The 18,119-nt window shown below is 37.7% G+C and carries 18 protein-coding genes; all 18 read left to right on the top strand.

The genetic code is table 11. From position 1 onward, the window contains the following. Window positions 1-11: 11 nt before the first annotated feature. Complete coding sequence (rnpM, locus tag AC4HCY_RS13070; RefSeq protein ID WP_323432746.1) at window positions 12-287, top strand: RNase P modulator RnpM; 276 nt, start codon at window positions 12-14, stop codon at window positions 285-287. After that, on the top strand, window positions 274-585 hold the full coding sequence (locus tag AC4HCY_RS13065) for a L7Ae/L30e/S12e/Gadd45 family ribosomal protein (protein ID WP_323432745.1): 312 nt from the start codon (window positions 274-276) through the stop codon (window positions 583-585). The genes rnpM and AC4HCY_RS13065 overlap by 14 nt, the downstream gene beginning before the upstream one ends. A gap of 26 nt (window positions 586-611) precedes the next feature. Further along, window positions 612-2,801 (top strand): translation initiation factor IF-2, encoded by a 2,190-nt coding sequence (gene infB, locus AC4HCY_RS13060; protein ID WP_323432744.1) that lies wholly within the window; start codon window positions 612-614, stop codon window positions 2,799-2,801. Window positions 2,802-2,827: 26 nt separating this feature from the next. Next, window positions 2,828-3,181, top strand: coding sequence for a 30S ribosome-binding factor RbfA (gene rbfA, locus AC4HCY_RS13055; RefSeq protein WP_323432790.1), 354 nt, complete (start codon window positions 2,828-2,830; stop codon window positions 3,179-3,181). 2 nt (window positions 3,182-3,183) lie between these two features. Further along, on the top strand, window positions 3,184-4,143 hold the full coding sequence (locus AC4HCY_RS13050; protein ID WP_323432743.1) for a DHH family phosphoesterase: 960 nt from the start codon (window positions 3,184-3,186) through the stop codon (window positions 4,141-4,143). A gap of 1 nt (window position 4,144) precedes the next feature. Beyond that, window positions 4,145-5,056, top strand: coding sequence for a tRNA pseudouridine(55) synthase TruB (gene truB, locus AC4HCY_RS13045; protein ID WP_323432742.1), 912 nt, complete (start codon window positions 4,145-4,147; stop codon window positions 5,054-5,056). Window positions 5,057-5,072: 16 nt separating this feature from the next. Then, window positions 5,073-5,987: a bifunctional riboflavin kinase/FAD synthetase gene (locus tag AC4HCY_RS13040; protein ID WP_491094391.1), complete on the top strand. Its 915-nt coding sequence runs from the start codon at window positions 5,073-5,075 to the stop codon at window positions 5,985-5,987. A 128-nt stretch (window positions 5,988-6,115) separates the two neighbouring features. Next, window positions 6,116-6,385 carry a 30S ribosomal protein S15 gene (gene rpsO, locus AC4HCY_RS13035; protein WP_323432740.1) on the top strand — a complete coding sequence of 90 codons (270 nt, stop codon included), beginning with the start codon at window positions 6,116-6,118 and terminating at the stop codon, window positions 6,383-6,385. Window positions 6,386-6,630: 245 nt separating this feature from the next. After that, window positions 6,631-8,724 (top strand): polyribonucleotide nucleotidyltransferase, encoded by a 2,094-nt coding sequence (locus AC4HCY_RS13030; protein WP_323430980.1) that lies wholly within the window; start codon window positions 6,631-6,633, stop codon window positions 8,722-8,724. Window positions 8,725-8,816: 92 nt separating this feature from the next. Continuing rightward, complete coding sequence (locus tag AC4HCY_RS13025) at window positions 8,817-9,527, top strand: polysaccharide deacetylase family protein (protein ID WP_323430960.1); 711 nt, start codon at window positions 8,817-8,819, stop codon at window positions 9,525-9,527. Window positions 9,528-9,643: 116 nt separating this feature from the next. Continuing rightward, complete coding sequence (locus AC4HCY_RS13020) at window positions 9,644-10,894, top strand: M16 family metallopeptidase (RefSeq protein WP_323430961.1); 1,251 nt, start codon at window positions 9,644-9,646, stop codon at window positions 10,892-10,894. A 4-nt stretch (window positions 10,895-10,898) separates the two neighbouring features. Then, complete coding sequence (gene dut / locus AC4HCY_RS13015) at window positions 10,899-11,354, top strand: dUTP diphosphatase (RefSeq protein ID WP_323430962.1); 456 nt, start codon at window positions 10,899-10,901, stop codon at window positions 11,352-11,354. 81 nt (window positions 11,355-11,435) lie between these two features. Further along, a complete protein-coding gene (locus AC4HCY_RS13010) occupies window positions 11,436-11,684 on the top strand; it encodes a YlmC/YmxH family sporulation protein (RefSeq protein WP_255225460.1) in 249 nt (82 codons plus the stop codon). A gap of 284 nt (window positions 11,685-11,968) precedes the next feature. Next, window positions 11,969-12,829, top strand: coding sequence for a dipicolinate synthase subunit DpsA (locus AC4HCY_RS13005; protein ID WP_323430963.1), 861 nt, complete (start codon window positions 11,969-11,971; stop codon window positions 12,827-12,829). A gap of 36 nt (window positions 12,830-12,865) precedes the next feature. Further along, a complete protein-coding gene (locus tag AC4HCY_RS13000) occupies window positions 12,866-13,456 on the top strand; it encodes a dipicolinate synthase subunit B (RefSeq protein ID WP_323430964.1) in 591 nt (196 codons plus the stop codon). 19 nt (window positions 13,457-13,475) lie between these two features. Continuing rightward, complete coding sequence (gene dapG / locus AC4HCY_RS12995) at window positions 13,476-14,705, top strand: aspartate kinase (RefSeq protein WP_323430965.1); 1,230 nt, start codon at window positions 13,476-13,478, stop codon at window positions 14,703-14,705. A 111-nt stretch (window positions 14,706-14,816) separates the two neighbouring features. Continuing rightward, window positions 14,817-15,521 carry a ClpP family protease gene (locus AC4HCY_RS12990; RefSeq protein ID WP_323430966.1) on the top strand — a complete coding sequence of 235 codons (705 nt, stop codon included), beginning with the start codon at window positions 14,817-14,819 and terminating at the stop codon, window positions 15,519-15,521. Between the two features lie 98 nt (window positions 15,522-15,619). Continuing rightward, window positions 15,620-17,830 (top strand): FtsK/SpoIIIE family DNA translocase, encoded by a 2,211-nt coding sequence (locus tag AC4HCY_RS12985; protein WP_323430967.1) that lies wholly within the window; start codon window positions 15,620-15,622, stop codon window positions 17,828-17,830. Window positions 17,831-18,119: the final 289 nt, after the last annotated feature.

Raw genomic sequence — 18,119 nt, 5'->3', positions numbered from 1 at the left:
GAGGTGGTTTAATGCTGAAAAAGAAAATTCCTATGAGAAAATGCTTAGGCTGCAACGAGATGAAGCCTAAGAAAGAAATGATTCGTATAGTTAGAAGCCCAGAAGGAAATATAAATATGGATCTGAAGGGGAAAGCATCAGGACGGGGCTGCTATATATGCCCTAACACAGAATGCTTGGACAGTGCAATAAAAACAAAACGGATAGAAAGTGCATTGGAGACAAAGATGACTGACGAATTAATTTATGTTCTGAGGGAGCAGATACAGGAGAATGGAAAACCGTAAAAAAGTACAATCGATGATAGGGATGGCATATAAAGCCGGCAGAGTTATTTCTGGCGAAGATCCGGTGAGATTCGCCTTAAAAAAGAATAATATCAAGCTCCTGATAATAGCGGAGGATGCTTCCGAGAATACAAAAAAGAGGTTTATTAATTCTGCAGTTTATTATCATATTCCATATTTTATTTATATGACCAAAGAGGAACTAAGCATAAGTTTAGGTCAGAAAATCAGATCTATAGCCGGTATAACAGACGAGGGATTTTCAGATTACTTAATTAGCCTGCTGAATAAGTATTAGTAATAATATCGCTGGGGGTGAACCGTTTGAGTAAGAAAAGATTGTACGAATTAGCCAAGGAATTGGGATTATCCAGTAAGGAACTAATAAACAAAGCAAGAGAAGCAAATATTAATATTATCAATCATATGAGTAATATAGAAAGCGATGAGGAAAAAGCTATTAGAGAATTATTTATTAAGAAAACCGACAAAAAAACTGATAGCAAAGTGAATGTGACGGTTGAGAACAAACAAAAAACAGCATTGAATACATCTTCTTCAATATCCAAGGATCAGAACAAGGATACTGCTATTGAAGATTACGATGGTGATTTCAGTAAAAAAGAAGAATCAAAAAAGATTAAAAAACCAGTGCCTGCTAAAAAACCTGATAAACCAGTGAAAAAAGGCAATTTTAGAAATGATAGAAAAAGGGGAAGGCCAATACCATCCCAACCTGTTAAAGAAGAGCCTTCAGGGCCTAAAAAACCCATAAAGGTAGGAAACAGTATATCCGTTAAAGATTTAAGCGAAAAAACGGGTAAAACTGTTGCTGAGATAATTAAAAAATTATTGCTTCTTGGAACTGTAGCCACAATAAATCAAGAATTAGATTACGATACGGCTGCTCTTATAGCCGGTGAATTTGGAATCGGCATAGAAAAGACCATAGATAAAGATGATGAAGAACTGCTTTTAAATGATACTGAAGATAAAGAAGAAGACTTAAAGCCCAGACCGCCTGTTGTGACTATAATGGGTCATGTAGATCATGGTAAAACCTCTTTATTGGATGCCGTAAGACAGACCAATGTAATAGCTACCGAGGCAGGGGGCATCACACAGCATATCGGTGCCTATACTGTAAATATCGAAGGTAAAAAGATAGCTTTCCTGGATACACCAGGCCATGAAGCTTTTACAGCTATGAGAGCCAGAGGAGCTAAGGTCACGGATATTGCTATATTAGTAGTTGCAGCCGATGATGGGGTCATGCCCCAAACAATCGAAGCTATAAACCATGCTAAGGCCGCCAACGTAACAATTATAGTGGCCATAAATAAAATCGATAAACCAGGAGCAAACCCGGACAGAGTGAAACAGGAGCTTACTGAACACGGTCTGCTGTCAGAAGACTGGGGCGGAGATACAATCTGTGTTCCTGTTTCGGCAAAAAAGAAGATTGGGATAGAAAATCTTTTAGAGATGGTTTTATTGGTTGCAGAGATGCAAGAGCTAAAAGCTAACCCCAATAGAAAAGCAAAGGGAACAGTTATAGAGGCAAAGCTGGATAAAAGCAGAGGCCCCATTGCTACAGTCCTTGTACAAAATGGTACTTTAAATGTCGGTGACTTCTTCATAGTAGGCACCACTTACGGTAAAGTAAGAACTATGACCGATGATAAGGGTAAGGCAGTAAAAAAGGCCGGACCGTCAACACCTGTGGAAATAACCGGCTTATCGGAAGTGCCCGATGCAGGTGACATATTTATGATAGTTGCTGATGAGAAAGTATCAAGGCAGATATCAGATAAAAGAAAAGAAAAATATAGACAGGAGCATTTGCAAAGCAACCAAAGGATCTCTTTGGATGACTTATTCAGCCAAATACAGGCTGGTAAGGTTAAAGAGCTTAATCTAATAGTAAAGGCAGATGTTCAAGGTTCTGTCGAAGCTTTGAAACAATCTTTGGAAAGATTGAGCAATGACGAAGTCAAAATAAAAGCTATACATGGTGGCGTTGGAGCCATTACGGAGACAGATGTAATGTTTGCTTCCGCTTCTAATGCAATAATTATCGGCTTCAATGTAAGACCGCAGGCCGCAGCAGTTACCTTATCTGAAAAGGATAAGGTTGATATGAGGCTTTACAGGGTTATATACGATGCTATCGAAGATATAGAATCCGCTATGAAAGGAATGCTAGAGCCTGAGTACAAGGAAGTTGTTCTGGGACACGCCGAAGTCAGGGCAATTTTTAAGGCATCAAGCATAGGAACCATAGCAGGCTGCTATGTAACTGACGGCAAAATAAACAGGAATAATGAAGTCAGGGTAGTAAGGGATGGAGTAGTGACCCACGAAGGTAAAATTTCTTCATTAAAAAGATTTAAAGATGATGCCAAGGAAGTAAACACTGGATTCGAGTGTGGAATAAGCTTGGAGAAGTTTAATGACGTAAAAGAAGGCGATGTCATAGAAAGCTTTACAATGGAAGCTGTGCCAAGAAAATAGATAAAGCAGGTGATTCATATATGTCTGTGCAAAGATTAAATCGAATTTCTGAGGAATTAAAAAAAGAAATCAGCCTTATTATTATGAATGAGCTTAAGGATCCTAGGGTTTCGGCTATGTGCAGTATTGTTTCCGTGGAAACCACTCCTGATTTAAAGTACGCTAAAGTATATGTAAGCATATTTGGAAATAATGAGGAGAAGGAAAATACACTTAAGGGATTGAAAAATGCAAGCGGCTTTATAAGAAAGAAATTGGGTGATGCAATAAAGATAAGATATTTGCCTGAGATACATTTTGCTTTGGATGAATCTATAGAGCATGGTGCCAGAATAGCTCAAATTCTTAATGAGATTAATAAGAAGGAAGAAGGAGAGTAGAGTTGATAAATCCTGCAGTAGTAAAGCTTATTGGGGATAGCGAAAATATTGCGATACTATCCCACATAATGCCGGATGGAGACAATATAGGCTCTTCCCTTGCATTATACAATGCCCTTAGTAAAATAGGCAAAAATGTGGTGTTCATATTGGATGATGATGTGCCCGAAGTTTATAAATTTCTTAAAGGCTCTCAAAAAACCGAAAAGCCCGATAATGATCATAAATTTGATCTGGTTATTGTCTTAGATTGCGGTGATGTGGGAAGACTTGGCAGAAGTTCAAGATATCTGGAAGGTGCAAAGGTAATCAATATAGATCATCATTTGAGCAACTCGAATTTCGGTCTTTATAACATTGTTGATATAAGTGCGGCTGCAACCGGTGAAATAATATATAGGCTCATCAACCGGCTTGAAATTGCTTTGGACAAGGACATATGTGAATGTATATATACAGGTATTGTTACTGATACGGGTCAATTTCAATATAGCAATACTACCGATTTAACACATGAAATAGCGGCGGATCTGGTAAGACACGGTGCTGAACCTTGGAAGCTGTACAGAGCCATATATCAAAACAATTCAAAATCTAAAATGAAGCTCATAGGTGAAGCAATCAATAGCTTAGAATTTCACTTTCAAAGCAAGATTGCCTCAATGATCATCAGAAAAGAAGTTTTTGAAACGGTTGGAGCAAAAGATGAAGATGCAGATGGGATCATAAATTTTGCAAGGGATATAAATGGAGTAGAAGTAGCTTTATTATTCAAAGAAACTGAGGATGGCAAGGTGAAAATCGGTTTTAGATCAAAGGATTTCGTAAATGTAAGCGACATCGCTCAGGAATTTGGCGGCGGGGGACATAAAAGAGCAGCAGGCGCTACAGTTGCCGGAGCGGTGGAAAACATAAAGGAAAGAGTTATAGAATCAGTGATAAAAGCCTTTTCGGTGGTGTAGTATGAATGGCATTATTAATGTTCTTAAACCCCCAGGAATGACCTCGCATGATGTAGTTTATTTTATTAGAAGAGCAACAGGGATTAAAAAAGTTGGACATACAGGGACTTTGGATCCGGAGGCAGCAGGAGTTCTACCTATTTGCATCGGTAAATCCACAAAAGCTGTTCAATACCTTGCCGAAAAAAATAAGAAATACCGGGCAAGTATAAAATTTGGCGTTACTACAGAAACCCAAGACAAGTATGGCAAAATAATTAAGCTAATATCTGTACCTGATATAGATGTGATGGCTTTAAAGAAATTGATTGACGGCTTTAAGGGCAAAATTATGCAAACCCCCCCTATGTATTCTGCTATTAAATATAAAGGCAAAAAACTGTACCAATATGCTTTAGAAGGCGAGACGGTAGAGGTAAAAAGCAGGCAAATAGAAATATTCGATATCAGTATTGTTGATAAAATAGACAGGGATGAGTTTATACTAGACGTGTTCTGTTCAAAAGGAACCTATATTAGAACCTTGTGCAATGATATTGGAGAAAAATCAGGTTATGGAGCCCATATGGCACAATTGATAAGATTAGAATCATCGCCATTTTGTATAGAAGATTCCGTCACCCTTGAAGACATTCAGCTTGCTGCGGAGAATAATGACTTTCAGGATTTGTTGTACGCACCTGACTTTCTTTTTTCTGATTTAAATAAAATTACTATCAAGAAGTCCGCGGAGAAATCTGCGATAAATGGCAACCCAATATTCTCTGCAGGAGTAGAAGATGACATTGATCTATACAAAACAGAAACTATGGTCAGGTTATATATAGAAGATAAATTTATTGCTCTGGGTACAATAGCTCATGATGACACTAATGATAGAAATTTTATTAAAATCAAAACCTTATTTACCTAACTAAGAGGAGATATGCATGTTAGTTTATACAGATTATAAAAAAGCAAAAGAAAATGCCCCATATTGTATAGCTCTCGGCAGCTTCGATGGAGTACACCTAGGACACCAAAAACTGATTGAAACCGTAGCAGATAAAAGCAGGGAATTAGGTTGCAAAAGCATGGTTTATACCTTTATTGAGCATCCAAAAAAAATACTAGTACCAGATTACTCTCCTGAAATTATTACTGAAAATGGTCGAAGAGTTGAGGTAATGGAGAGCTTAGGTCTTGACGCTGTTTATTTCGAAAGATTTCAAAATGTAATGAAAATGGATGCAGAAGCATTTATAAAAAATATTCTGATATCTGAATTTCGTGTCAAATGCGCTATTGCCGGGTATAACTTCAGCTTTGGCCAAAAAAAGTACGGAAATGCAGACAGTTTGAGAGAGTATGGGAAACGCTATGATTTTGAGGTATTTATAGTAGATGCTGTAACTGTAAAAGGAGATGCAGTTTCCAGCAGCCTCATCAGAGATCGGATAAAAAACGGCATGGTGGATGATGTAAAAGATTATCTTGGCCGCCATTTCAGTATAGACGGCGATGTAATACACGGCAGAAAGAATGGGGGAAAGATGGGCATCAAAACAGCAAACCTAGAGGTCGATCATGATATGGTGCTTCCTAAATCAGGTGTATACTTGACTGATACCATTGCTGATAATAGGACATATAAGAGTGTAACCAATATTGGATCCAACCCTACCTTTAACGGCAAAGGCGTAAACATAGAAACACATATTATTGATTTCTGGGGAGATTTATATGGAAGTAAAATAGAAGTAGTATTCTTAAAAAGGCAGAGAGAAGAAAGGGCTTTTAGCAGTCCAACAGAGTTAAAGGCTCAAATTATGGAGGACATAAAGAACAGGCTTGAGCTGGAATAATGAAATTGTCTTTACATACAGCGATAGCTGTGATAAAATTTATGTGTTAAAGATTAGACCGTTTGCCAGGTATTCCGATTCACCAACGGTGTGCTTAGCAAATGGCGTAAAATATAGGAGGTGAAAAAATGGCATTATCAAAAGAGCTTAAAGATGAGATAATAAAGAAGTATCAGCTAAAAGATGGAGATACAGGATCTCCGGAGGTTCAGATCGCTTTGCTTACCGAAAGAATAAATACGCTAAATGAGCATTTAAAGGTAAACAAAAAGGATCACCACTCAAGAAGAGGACTTCTAAAGATGGTAGGTCAAAGAAGGGGCTTGCTCAATTATTTAATGTCTAAGGATATTGAGAGGTACAGGACTATAATCGGTAAGCTTGATATAAGAAGATAGCACTTGTTAGTTTTTAAATAATGAGCGGTAAATCCGCTCATTATTTGTGTTTTTAAAATCTAAAGAAGGAAATAATACATTACATATAGAAGTATTCATTTCATCACTGAACTAATCCGTCCTAATGCAATTGCATAAAGGCGGCTAAGTCCAGTATGGACTTGACTAACATTCAGTGGGGATAGAATCCCTCACTAAATGAAGTCTCGTTCAAGAAAGGAGGTAATAAATTGGAAACATTCAATATGGAGCTGGGAGGCAGAAATCTGTCCATAGAAATTGGCAGAGTTGCCCAGCTGGCTGACGGAGCGGTGGTTGTAAGATATGGCGATACTATGGTGCTTGTAACTGCATGCGCCTCTGATAAGCCAAAAGAAGGAATTGATTTTTTCCCTTTAAGTGTAGACTATGAAGAAAGACTATATGCCGTAGGCAAAATACCTGGAGGATTCATAAAGAGAGAGGGCAAACCTACAGAAAAAGCAGTTTTATCCTCAAGATTGATTGACAGGCCGATCAGACCTCTATTTCCCAAGGGTTATAGAAATGATGTTCAGGTAATAGCAACTGTTTTATCCGTAGACCAGGATAATTTGCCGGAAATTGCAGCCATGATAGGTTCATCCGCTGCATTATCAATATCTACCATCCCCTTTATGGGACCTACGGGTTCGGTATTAGTTGGGCTGATAGACGGCAAATTTATTTTGAACCCTACTGCAGAGCAGAGGGAAAAGAGTGATATGCATCTGGTCGTTTCCGGAACCAAAGAAGCAGTTATGATGGTGGAAGCAGGCTGTAATGAAGTCCCTGAAGATGTTATGCTGGAAGCTATTATGTTCGCTCATGACAATATTAAAAAAATAGTAGCGTTTATTGAAGAGATTGCCGCTAAGGTAGGAAAAGAAAAGAAAGAGGTAATTCTCGCAACTATTGATGAAGAACTAGAAAAGGAAGTAAGGGAATTCGCTGAAGAAAAAATGCTGGATGCTATCAGGACCGTCGATAAACAGGAGAGACAAACAAATATGGATAAGGTGAACGAAGATACTATTTTATATTTTGCCGAGAAATATGAGGAAAACATAAAAGATGTTGAAGCTGTTCTATACAATATAACCAAAGAGCAGGTACGAAACCTTATCGTAAATCACAAAGTACGGCCTGATGACAGAAAATTGGATGAAATCAGACCTATATCCGCAGAGGTAGGAATATTGCCCAGAGTTCATGGCTCAGGTCTTTTTACAAGAGGTCAGACTCAGGTATTAACAGTTGCTACCTTAGGAGCTTTAGGAGATGTACAGGTTTTAGACGGTCTCGGTGATGAAGAATCTAAAAGATACATGCACCATTATAATTTTCCTCCTTATAGTGTTGGTGAAACCAGGTTTTTGAGGGGTCCGGGAAGGAGAGAGATAGGCCACGGTGCTTTAGCTGAAAGAGCATTGGAACCAATGATTCCATCTATAGATGACTTCCCCTATACCATAAGGCTGGTATCTGAAGTATTGAGCTCAAACGGTTCGACCTCCCAAGCAAGCGTATGCGGAAGCACTTTGGCGCTTTTGGATGCAGGAGTGCCCATTAAGAAGCCTGTTGCAGGCGTAGCCATGGGTTTGATAAAAGAAGATGAGGAAGTATCAATTTTGACTGATATTCAAGGCTTGGAAGATTTTCTCGGAGATATGGACTTTAAAGTTGCCGGAACAAAGGATGGCATCACTGCCATACAAATGGATATAAAAATTGCGGGCATAGATAGGTCTATCCTGGAAAAAGCACTTGAACAGGCCAGATTAGGAAGGCTGTTTATATTAGGCAAAATGATTAGTGTGATCAGCACACCAAGATCCGAATTGTCACCCTATGCGCCTAAAATAATCATCACCAGAGTCGATCCTGATAAGATCAGAGATATAATTGGACCTGGAGGAAAGACGATCAACAAAATCATTGCTGAAACAAATGTCAAAATAGACATTGAAGATGATGGCAAGGTCTATATATCCGCAATCGACGCCAAGGATGGCCAGATGGCGTTGAAGATAATTGAAGGCTTAACAAAAGAAGTCACAGAAGGTGAAATATATTTAGGCAAAGTCGTAAGAATAATGACATTCGGAGCTTTTGTTGAAATACTTCCGGGCAAGGAAGGATTAGTTCATATCTCTAAGCTGGATAAAAAGCGGGTAGAAAAGGTAGAGGATGTTGTAAGCGTAGGTGACGAAATACTTGTAAAGGTCACTGAAATAGATAAGCAAGGCAGAATAAACCTTTCACGCAAAGATGCGATAACTGATGATGAAGAAAAAAGCCCCACTTCTGAAAGTAAGTAGAAGAAACATAAACCATGGTTTATGTTTCTTTTTTTGTATTTTATACCTCTCTATAGAATATTAATAATTAAAGATATTCTAGGAGGGTTTTTATGAGGATAATAATGCTTAAAAGGAAAACCATAATGATAGTGGGGATTATTATTATTTTACTGTGTTTTTTACTTGTTTATATGAGTCGGATAAGTGTTAATACATTTAAGCTCTTTGAGCCTATATACAAAGGAAATGAAAGCGAAAGAAAAGTAGCTTTTGCATGCAATGTGGTTTGGGGAAATGAATATTTGCCGGATATGCTCAGTGAATTTAAAAAGAATAATATTAAAATTTCATTCTTCATCGGCGGAGATTGGGCCGATAAAAACAAGGAATTGCTTATGAGAATTTATGAGGATAACCATGAGATAGGAAATCATGGTTATAACCATTTAAAGCATACACAGATAAGTGAGGAAAAAAATAAAGAAGAAATAATAAAAACTGAAGAAGTTATCAATAATATAACCGGAGCGAAAACAAAGCTGTTTGCTCCCCCTTACGGGGATTTAAACAAGAAGGTTGCACAAATAGCAGAGGGCCTTGATTACAAGGTCGTGATGTGGAGCGTGGACACCATTGATTGGAATACCAAGGACTACACCCAAGTGCTGGACAGAGTAGATAAGAAAGTCCATAATGGGGCTATAATACTGATGCACCCCACTGAATCTACGGTTAAAGCTCTCCCGATAATGATAAATAATCTAAAAAATAGGAATTATGAAATTGTAACCGTAAGTGAAGTATTAACTAATGCCAATTGAAAATTTATGAGATATCCTTTATAATGCATAGGAAAGTATAAACTTTCTTAATATTGACTGATAAATTTATTGATACAATGCTCGTTAAAATGAATTATTTGCACAGGAGGTAAAAAATGTACATAAGGCACAATTTGAATAATGGCGTTAGAATTGTAGCAGAGGAAATCAAATATGTTAATTCTGTTTCTCTAGGAATCTGGGTTAAAACCGGCTCAAGGAATGAGACTACCAGCAACAATGGTGTATCGCACTTTATTGAGCATATGCTGTTCAAGGGTACAAAGACCAGGAACGCGAAAGAAATAGCCAGTGCAATAGATAAGATAGGCGGCCAGTTGAATGCTTTTACCGCTAAAGAATGCACTTGTTTCTATGCTAAAGTTTTGGATACTCATTTTGATATAGCCTTGGATATACTCTCAGATATGTTTTTTAATTCGGCTTTTTCAGAAAAAGAAATTGAAAAAGAAAAAGGCGTGGTTTTAGAAGAAATAAGCATGTATGAGGACTCTCCTGAAGATTTAGTACATGATATATTTACTCAATCTGTCTGGAGTGATAATCCTTTAGGGATGCCTATACTTGGAACCGAGGATACTTTGAAGGGACTCGGAAGGAATGACATAATCAATTATTTTGACAAAAATTATACACCTGAAAATCTGGTTATTTCGGTTGTGGGCAATTTCCAAGAAAAGTATGTGATACAACAGATAGAAAGAGTTTTTTCGGGCTATAACCCCGCAAGGGCAGCCAGGGAGAATGCCCCAAAACCGATATTTGCACCTAAGCATAATCATAAAAAAAAGGATACGGAGCAAGCACATCTTTGCATGGGATTTAATGGTATAGAACTGGGAAATAAATATACATATCCTCTGCTGGTTATGAACAATATTTTTGGGGGAGCGATGAGTTCAAGACTTTTTCAAAAAATCCGTGAGGAAAAGGGCCTGGCTTATTCGGTATTTTCTTATCCTTCATCCTATACGGATTGCGGGATATTATCCATATATGCCGGCATGAAGCCTAATCAGCTGGATTATGTTATAGAACTCATCCAGGAAGAAATTAAAGAAATCAAAAGGAACGGCATTACCGAAGATGAGTTATATGATTCAAAAGAGCAAATAAAAGGAAGCTATATTCTCGGACTTGAAAGCACAAGCGGCAGGATGATTTCTATCGGAAAATCCGAACTGCTCCTTGATAAAATATATTCTCCAAAGGAGATTACAGATTTTATTGATGCTGTGACAATGGATGATATTAACCATGTTATAGACCTTATTTTCAATACTGATGAAATGGGTGTTGCAATTATCGGACCGAATAAGAACAACACGGTGAGGCAGGGCAGATAATGATATGGATATAGAGATAAAAATCAAAAGAATAGAAAAAGACTTTGCTTGGGATTTTATTTTGCCCGATTATGCTACAACCGGTTCAGCTGGCATGGATTTGCGCGCCTGTATTAAGGAGCCTGTTGTAATTGAATCAAATAGCATAAAAAGCATTCCTACAGGAATAGCCATACATATAGCCGATAAAAGCGTAGGAGGCTTTGTTTTTCCGAGGAGCGGTTTAGCTGCAAAGCATGGTATCTCCTTGATCAACTCTGTTGGTGTTATTGACTCTGATTACACTGGAGAGATAATATGCCCCATTATTAATCATGGTTCAAAGGATTATATAGTAAACCCCGGTGACAGGATTGCACAGATCGTTTTGATGCCGATTTATACCGCCCACTTTGTAATGGCTGATGCATTGGAAGATACTATGAGAGGAACAGGCGGATTTGGCTCTACCGGCAAATAATAGGAATATATTGCTGCACAATACTCATATAATAATAAAGACAAGCAAACTGAGATTAATAATGTGTAGAGGTGGAGTATAATGAGGTTAAGCAAGCTATACGGGAAAGAAATTGTTACACTTCCGGATTGCGAAAGACTTGGTTATTTAGGAGATTGTGATATGCTGATAGATAGTGAGACGGGCAAGATTAAATCATTGATAATCCCGGAAAGCAAAGGTTTTTTTTCGTTTTTTATAGACAAGAGATATCTGGAAATTCCATGGGAAAGGATAAAAAAAGTAGGAAGTGATATGATAATAATAGATTTAGCGGATATATTAAATTGATCTGTTGCTTTAACTGATAACACAAGTTAAATTGATTTGTGTTCAATAAAATTTGAAACTAATGCGGGATTACATAGAATCCCGCATTAGTTTTTTCTTCACATATGTAAGTCAGAAGACATAATATATAATAGTTGATTTTACTGCAATAGCTTTAATTCATTCTCTTGTCCTGACTGATATAAGAGTGCATTAATGGACTAAGTAGCCCTAAGACCCAAAAGGAATACATTCACCTTGAGCTCAAGTTCTGAGCTCTGAGTTCTTTTAATGGAGGGAGCGGCGTGATTATTGAGAAAACCGATAAAATAATGATCCTTGGCGGCGATGAAAGGATTGAAGAATTAATAAAATTATATCAGAGAGAAGGCTATAGAATATCGACATATGGCCATGAAAATTTGCAATTAGAAGGCGTAAAAGAGTACGAAACCATAAAAGAAGGAATACAAGAAAACAACACTATAATAGGCCCTATTCCATTTAACTGGGGAGATAAAATAAATATGAAGCTTTCTGGGAAAGCAGCCTTTACAGAAAGCTTCATAAATCTCTTAGATCCAGATAAGAAACTCATATTAGGCGCTCCGGATTCATATTTTATCGATCTTGCACAGAAGAAAAAATTGGCTTATTTAGACTATAATAAGGATGAATGCTTTCAAATATTCAACGCCGCAGCAACTGCTGAAGGCGCTATATCGGTAATAATAAATGAAAGAAATACAACGATTTATAAAAGCAGCATCTTAGTAATAGGCTATGGACGCATTGGGAAAGTGTTGGCCGGTCATTTAAAGGCATTTAATCCTGAACTGTATGTAGCTGCCAGAAAGAATACAGACGTGGCCTGGATTGATCTGAACGGATACAAAGGCTTAAAGACTGATGAGATAGATAAAATTATAGGTGATATGGACATCATTATAAATACAGTGCCTGCATTGATCATACCTAATATGCTGGTTGATGCAGTGAAAGAAGATGCATTAATTATTGATCTAGCTTCGAAACCAGGTGGCTTAGATCATAGCTATGCTATTGGAAAAGGGATTAAAATCATCCATGCTTTAGGCTTGCCGGGCAAAATATCTCCCAAGTCAGCTGCTAAAATTATATTTGATACCATATTTATTTTGCACTGAAAGCAGGTTTAATTTATAATATAGAGGAGGTCACTCATGAAAGTCGAGGGTTTGAATATTGGCTTTGGGATCACAGGCTCGTTTTGTACATTTAGCAAAATAACAGATGAGATACAGAAGATGATAGATGAAAAGGCAAATGTAATTCCAATTTTTTCACTGAATGCCTCTACTATGGATACCAGATTTGGAAAAGCAGAAGATTGGATTGACAAAATTGAAAAGATTACGGGCAATAAAAGCATTTTGACAATACAAGACGCAGAACCTATAGGCCCGAATAGCCTTTTGGATGTACTTGTTATAGCTCCCTGCACAGGTAATACTATTGCTAAGCTGGCAAATGCCATAACTGATACGCCTCTATTGATGGCTGCCAAGGCTCATCTAAGAGGGATGAAGCCTGTTATAATTGGAATATCTACAAATGATGGACTAGGGATGAATGCAAAAAATTTAGGGATTTTATTAAATACCAAGTATTATTATTTTGTTCCATTTGGACAAGACAGTCCCTATGTAAAATGCAATTCTTTGATTGCCAGAATGGATATGATACTTCCAACTGTTGAAATGGCGATAGAAGGAAAGCAAATTCAGCCCCTAATAATCCAAAACATATTTTAGTTAAAGGTGAGAGGATATTATGAGACTTATCGTACAAAAATTCGGCGGAACCTCAGTTGCAGATCAAGAGAGAAGAAATATGGTTGTAAATAAGATCGAATTTGCAAAGAAAAAAGACTATTACCCAGTGGTAGTGGTCTCAGCCATAGGACGAAGCGGAGATCCATATGCAACTGACACCCTGATCAATTTAGCAAAATCCGTAGGAATAGAGCCTAACCCCAGAGAAATGGATTTGCTTATGTCCTGCGGAGAAGTAATATCTTGTGTTGTTTTAGCCAATACATTAAAAAAGATGGGCTATGAATGCAAAGTTTTAACCGGAGGCCAAGCAGGAATAATAACTGATGAAAACTATGGAGATGCAGAGGTCTTAAAAGTAGAACCGTCAAATATTTTAGATTGCATCGAAAAAAATATTATACCTATTATTGCCGGATTTCAAGGCATGACAGAAGAAGGTAATATTACAACCTTGGGAAGAGGCGGAAGTGATGTAACAGCCTCAATAATTGGAGAAGCTATCAATGCGGAAATAATTGAGATATATACTGATGTGGATGGAGTTATGACAGCTGACCCTGCTATTGTGCCAGATGCCCAGGTAATGAGCACTATATTTTACAATGAAATCTTTCAAATGGCTGAGTATGGAGCTAAGGTTATACATCCCAGAGCTGTGGAGATAGCTATGAGGAGCAATATTCCACTTCTTATAAAAAGCACATTGACAGAAAATACAGGGACTTTGATAACTAACTATGATAAATCCAGAAGGTATAGATACGATAAAAACGATCAGCTCATCACAGCAATAGCTCAAATTGGAAATAGAACTCAATTTAGAATTAGCTTTGATGGCTCCGCTGATCAATATGAAAAGGATACTTTATTGTTTAATATAATCGCAGCTGAAAATATAAGCATAGATATGATAAATATATATTCAGACTTGAAGATCTTTATTGTAGACAGCATAAATGGATCTAAATTAGAGAATATATTGAAATCTCAAGGATATAACTTTACAGCCATACCAAATTGCACTAAGGTCACAATAATAGGCAACAAGATGAGAGGCATGCCGGGCGTTATGGCCAAAATGATAGAGGGATTAAGTGAAAGCAATATTGATATACTTCAAACATCGGATTCACATACAACCATATCCTGCCTTATAAAGAGTGAAAATACCAACGCAGCTGTAAACGCTCTTCACAAGAAATTTGAATTGGGTAAAACCAAATGATTATGAGCAAAAGTCTTGCTGTATTGACTGAGCAGCAAGACTTTTGATTTTGTATACTAAAAGCTTAAATGGCAAAAATATATTAAACATCAAATTTAGGAGTGAAGAGCATTGTATAACGGATATCTTAATGGGCAGAACTCCGAAGAGGAAGAAAAGAAGGATGAAAATAAGCCGGTTGAAACATTAAAAGAGCTGGGAGAAGTAAAAGTACCTGAATTCAAAAGCAATATCTATGCTATGACCATAATAGGCCAGATAGAAGGACACATAATGCTGCCTCCTCAGAACAAAGCCACAAAATATGAGCATATCATACCCCAAATAGTTGCAGTTGAAGAAAGCAATGAGATAGAAGGATTGCTTCTTATACTTAATACGGTTGGGGGTGATGTAGAAGCAGGCTTAGCGATTGCAGAGCTAATAAACACCATGAGCAAGCCTACTGTTTCAATAGTGCTGGGCGGAGGGCACAGCATAGGAGTGCCTTTAGCAGTATCAACGGATTATTCTTACATAGCTCCTACGGCAACTATGACCATACATCCAATAAGGATGAACGGCTTGATTATCGGAGTCCCGCAAACCTATGATTATTTCAATAAAATGCAAGAAAGGATAATAAGCTTTGTAACACATCATAGCAATATAAAAAAGGCTACTCTAAAGAAGCTTATGTTTACAACAAGTGAATTGGCCAATGATGTAGGGACGGTATTGGTAGGCATGGAAGCGGTGGAATATGGGTTGATCGATGAAATCGGCGGATTGAAGGACGCTTTGGAAAAGCTGAGGAGTATAATAAAAGATAAATAAAGATTAAATGCAATTATAAAACATTTTATAATTGCATTTAATCTTTAAACTAAAGGATTTTTACTATTTATGTAGAATTAAATTTTGGGGTGATATTATTGGCAAAAAACAAAAAAACAACAAGATTAAAATTTGATATAGCAGGAGTTCTTTCTATACTTGCAGCAGTTTATATCTATATATGCATATTTGATAGAAATTCCGGCTTGGCAGGGGGATATATCAAAAAAATATTATTTGGAACATTTGGTATAGGCTCATATTTTTTTCCTCTTTTGATACTCATCTTTGGTGTTGCGGCTTTCTATCTTAAGGACAAGATGAAATTGAATATAAAATTTTATTCATTTTGTCTGGCATTTATTACTCTCTTGATGCTTTTATATTTGATCAATATAAAGATATTCCAAGAAGCTGCTCTTGATTATATAGAAAGCATTATAGCAGCTTACGAATTAGGTACCCAAAGCATAGGCGGGGGAATAATCGGAACTGCTCTGGGCTATATTATGGTTAAGGTTTTCGGCACTACCGGAACTTCTATTGTGATCACGGGCCTGTTCATCATATCATTAATAATGTTTACCGGCATTACAGCCGCTTCATCATTAGATTTTATGAAATCCTTTATTATAAAAGTATTTTCATCGCTGAACCCAAAGAAAATACTCAACAAAAAGCCTGTGCAGGTTGTTGGAAAAGATAAGGCAGCAATAGAGACAGCTGTGGATTCTGCCGGTAGAGAAGAGGCTATTGATACCAAAAAGGTAAAGATCATAGATTTCAGCAAAGAATTTGATAATAATTTTCAGCCTAAACCTAAGGAAGCGGAGGTTAAATCCCATTCGGATTGTACAAAGGAAAAATTGACACCAAACAATCTTCAGCATTTTCCTCATTACAACCTTCCGAGCACTACCTTATTGTTCCCTCCCCAAGAAAGTAAGGGGGGAAATATGAAAAAGGAGATAATGAATAATATTAAAACCTTGGATGAAACACTAAAGAACTTTAATGTAGACGCGACAGTTTCACAAGTCAGTGTAGGGCCTTCCATTACCAGATATGAGCTTCAGCTTAGTCCCGGGGTGAAGGTCAGCAAAATTGTCAACCTGTCAGATGATATTTCGTTAAGCATGGCCTCCCAAGGCATAAGGATTGAAGCCCCTATTCCGGGAAAGGCAGCTGTTGGAATTGAAGTCCCGAACAAGGAGATAACTACAGTATATATTAGAGAGGTAATAGAATCCGAAGAATTCAGGAACAACAAATCCAATATCGCTTTTGCACTGGGAAGGGATGTGGCTGGAACAAATATTGTGGCCGATATAACAAAGATGCCTCATCTCCTGATAGCAGGAGCTACAGGCGCAGGCAAGAGTGTCTGCATCAATACTATCATCGCAAGCATATTATTCAAAGCTGCACCGGATAAGGTCAAGATGCTTTTGATCGACCCTAAGGTAGTGGAATTAAGCGTATATAACGGCGTACCGCATCTTCTGGTGCCTGTTGTTACTGATCCTAAAAAAGCTGCAGGAGCGCTAAACTGGGCGGTTTCCGAAATGACTGAAAGATATAAGAGCTTTGCATCTAAAAATGTGCGGGATATAAATGGCTATAACAGATTATTTCAGGAAGAAGCCGATAAGCTGCCTCAGATTGTTATCATAATAGACGAGCTGTCTGATCTTATGATGGTGGCTCCCGGCGATGTAGAAGATGCTATATGCAGGCTTGCGCAAATGGCCAGAGCGGCGGGCATACATCTTGTTGTAGCTACTCAAAGACCTTCGGTAGATGTAATAACAGGACTTATCAAGGCTAATATCCCATCAAGGATATCATTTGCAGTGTCTTCCCAGATAGACTCAAGAACCATACTTGACATGGGGGGAGCAGAGAAGCTGCTGGGTAAGGGCGACATGCTGTATTATCCTGTTGGAGAATCAAAGCCCATAAGAGTACAAGGTGCATTTATCTCGGATAAAGAAGTGGAATCAATAGTTGACTATATCAAGGGACAAGTTGCTCCGGCTTACGTTGAGGGCATAATAAATGACTTTGATGATGATAAAGAAGAAGAGGAGGACGGAGATGCGGATGAGCTTCTTAAAGATGCAATAAGCATGGTGGTCGAAAGCGGCCAGGCATCCATACTCATGCTTCAGCGGCGCTTAAAAATCGGATACAGCAGAGCAGCAAGGATAATAGATCAGATGGAGGAACGTCGAATAGTAGGAGGGTATGAAGGAAGCAAGCCAAGAAAAGTACTTATAAGCAAAGAGCAGTGGCGAGATATGCAGTAACAATCAGTCGATATTTGGCGTAATGGAGACCATTTAAGAGAAATATGCCGTTAATTATATTAAATAGATGTATATGCCCTAATTTGCATCAAAATCATTACCCGGGAAATTTTTAAAACAAATTTGATTCCACCGCAATAACTGTTGTATTGACTGATATAAGAGTGCAGCACTGAATGTTAGTCTCGTTCAATGTGAAGGGGCTTAGTTACAAAGCCTTAGTCCCGGAGCTCTGCAATCGTTATCAATCAATACGGCAGAACTGATGTAAATGAGTTTTTGCAGCAAA

It is taken from the genome of Lutispora sp. QWL-02 (assembly GCF_058315355.1).
The sequence above is the reverse complement of the archived record's forward strand: the minus strand, read 5'-3'. Positions and strand labels throughout refer to the sequence as shown.

Bases quoted from the DNA above. Each gene is read 5' to 3' on its own strand.
- AC4HCY_RS13065 (WP_323432745.1), top strand. From the start codon at position 274: ATGGAAAACCGTAAAAAAGTACAATCGATGATAGGGATGGCATATAAA.
- AC4HCY_RS13025 (WP_323430960.1), top strand. From the start codon at position 8,817: ATGAGGATAATAATGCTTAAAAGGAAAACCATAATGATAGTGGGGATT.
- dapG (WP_323430965.1), top strand. From the start codon at position 13,476: ATGAGACTTATCGTACAAAAATTCGGCGGAACCTCAGTTGCAGATCAA.
- AC4HCY_RS13000 (WP_323430964.1), top strand. From the start codon at position 12,866: ATGAAAGTCGAGGGTTTGAATATTGGCTTTGGGATCACAGGCTCGTTT.
- AC4HCY_RS13040 (WP_491094391.1), top strand. From the start codon at position 5,073: ATGTTAGTTTATACAGATTATAAAAAAGCAAAAGAAAATGCCCCATAT.
- rpsO (WP_323432740.1), top strand. From the start codon at position 6,116: ATGGCATTATCAAAAGAGCTTAAAGATGAGATAATAAAGAAGTATCAG.
- AC4HCY_RS13020 (WP_323430961.1), top strand. From the start codon at position 9,644: ATGTACATAAGGCACAATTTGAATAATGGCGTTAGAATTGTAGCAGAG.
- AC4HCY_RS13010 (WP_255225460.1), top strand. From the start codon at position 11,436: ATGAGGTTAAGCAAGCTATACGGGAAAGAAATTGTTACACTTCCGGAT.
- truB (WP_323432742.1), top strand. From the start codon at position 4,145: ATGAATGGCATTATTAATGTTCTTAAACCCCCAGGAATGACCTCGCAT.
- dut (WP_323430962.1), top strand. From the start codon at position 10,899: ATGGATATAGAGATAAAAATCAAAAGAATAGAAAAAGACTTTGCTTGG.
- AC4HCY_RS13030 (WP_323430980.1), top strand. From the start codon at position 6,631: ATGGAGCTGGGAGGCAGAAATCTGTCCATAGAAATTGGCAGAGTTGCC.
- rnpM (WP_323432746.1), top strand. From the start codon at position 12: ATGCTGAAAAAGAAAATTCCTATGAGAAAATGCTTAGGCTGCAACGAG.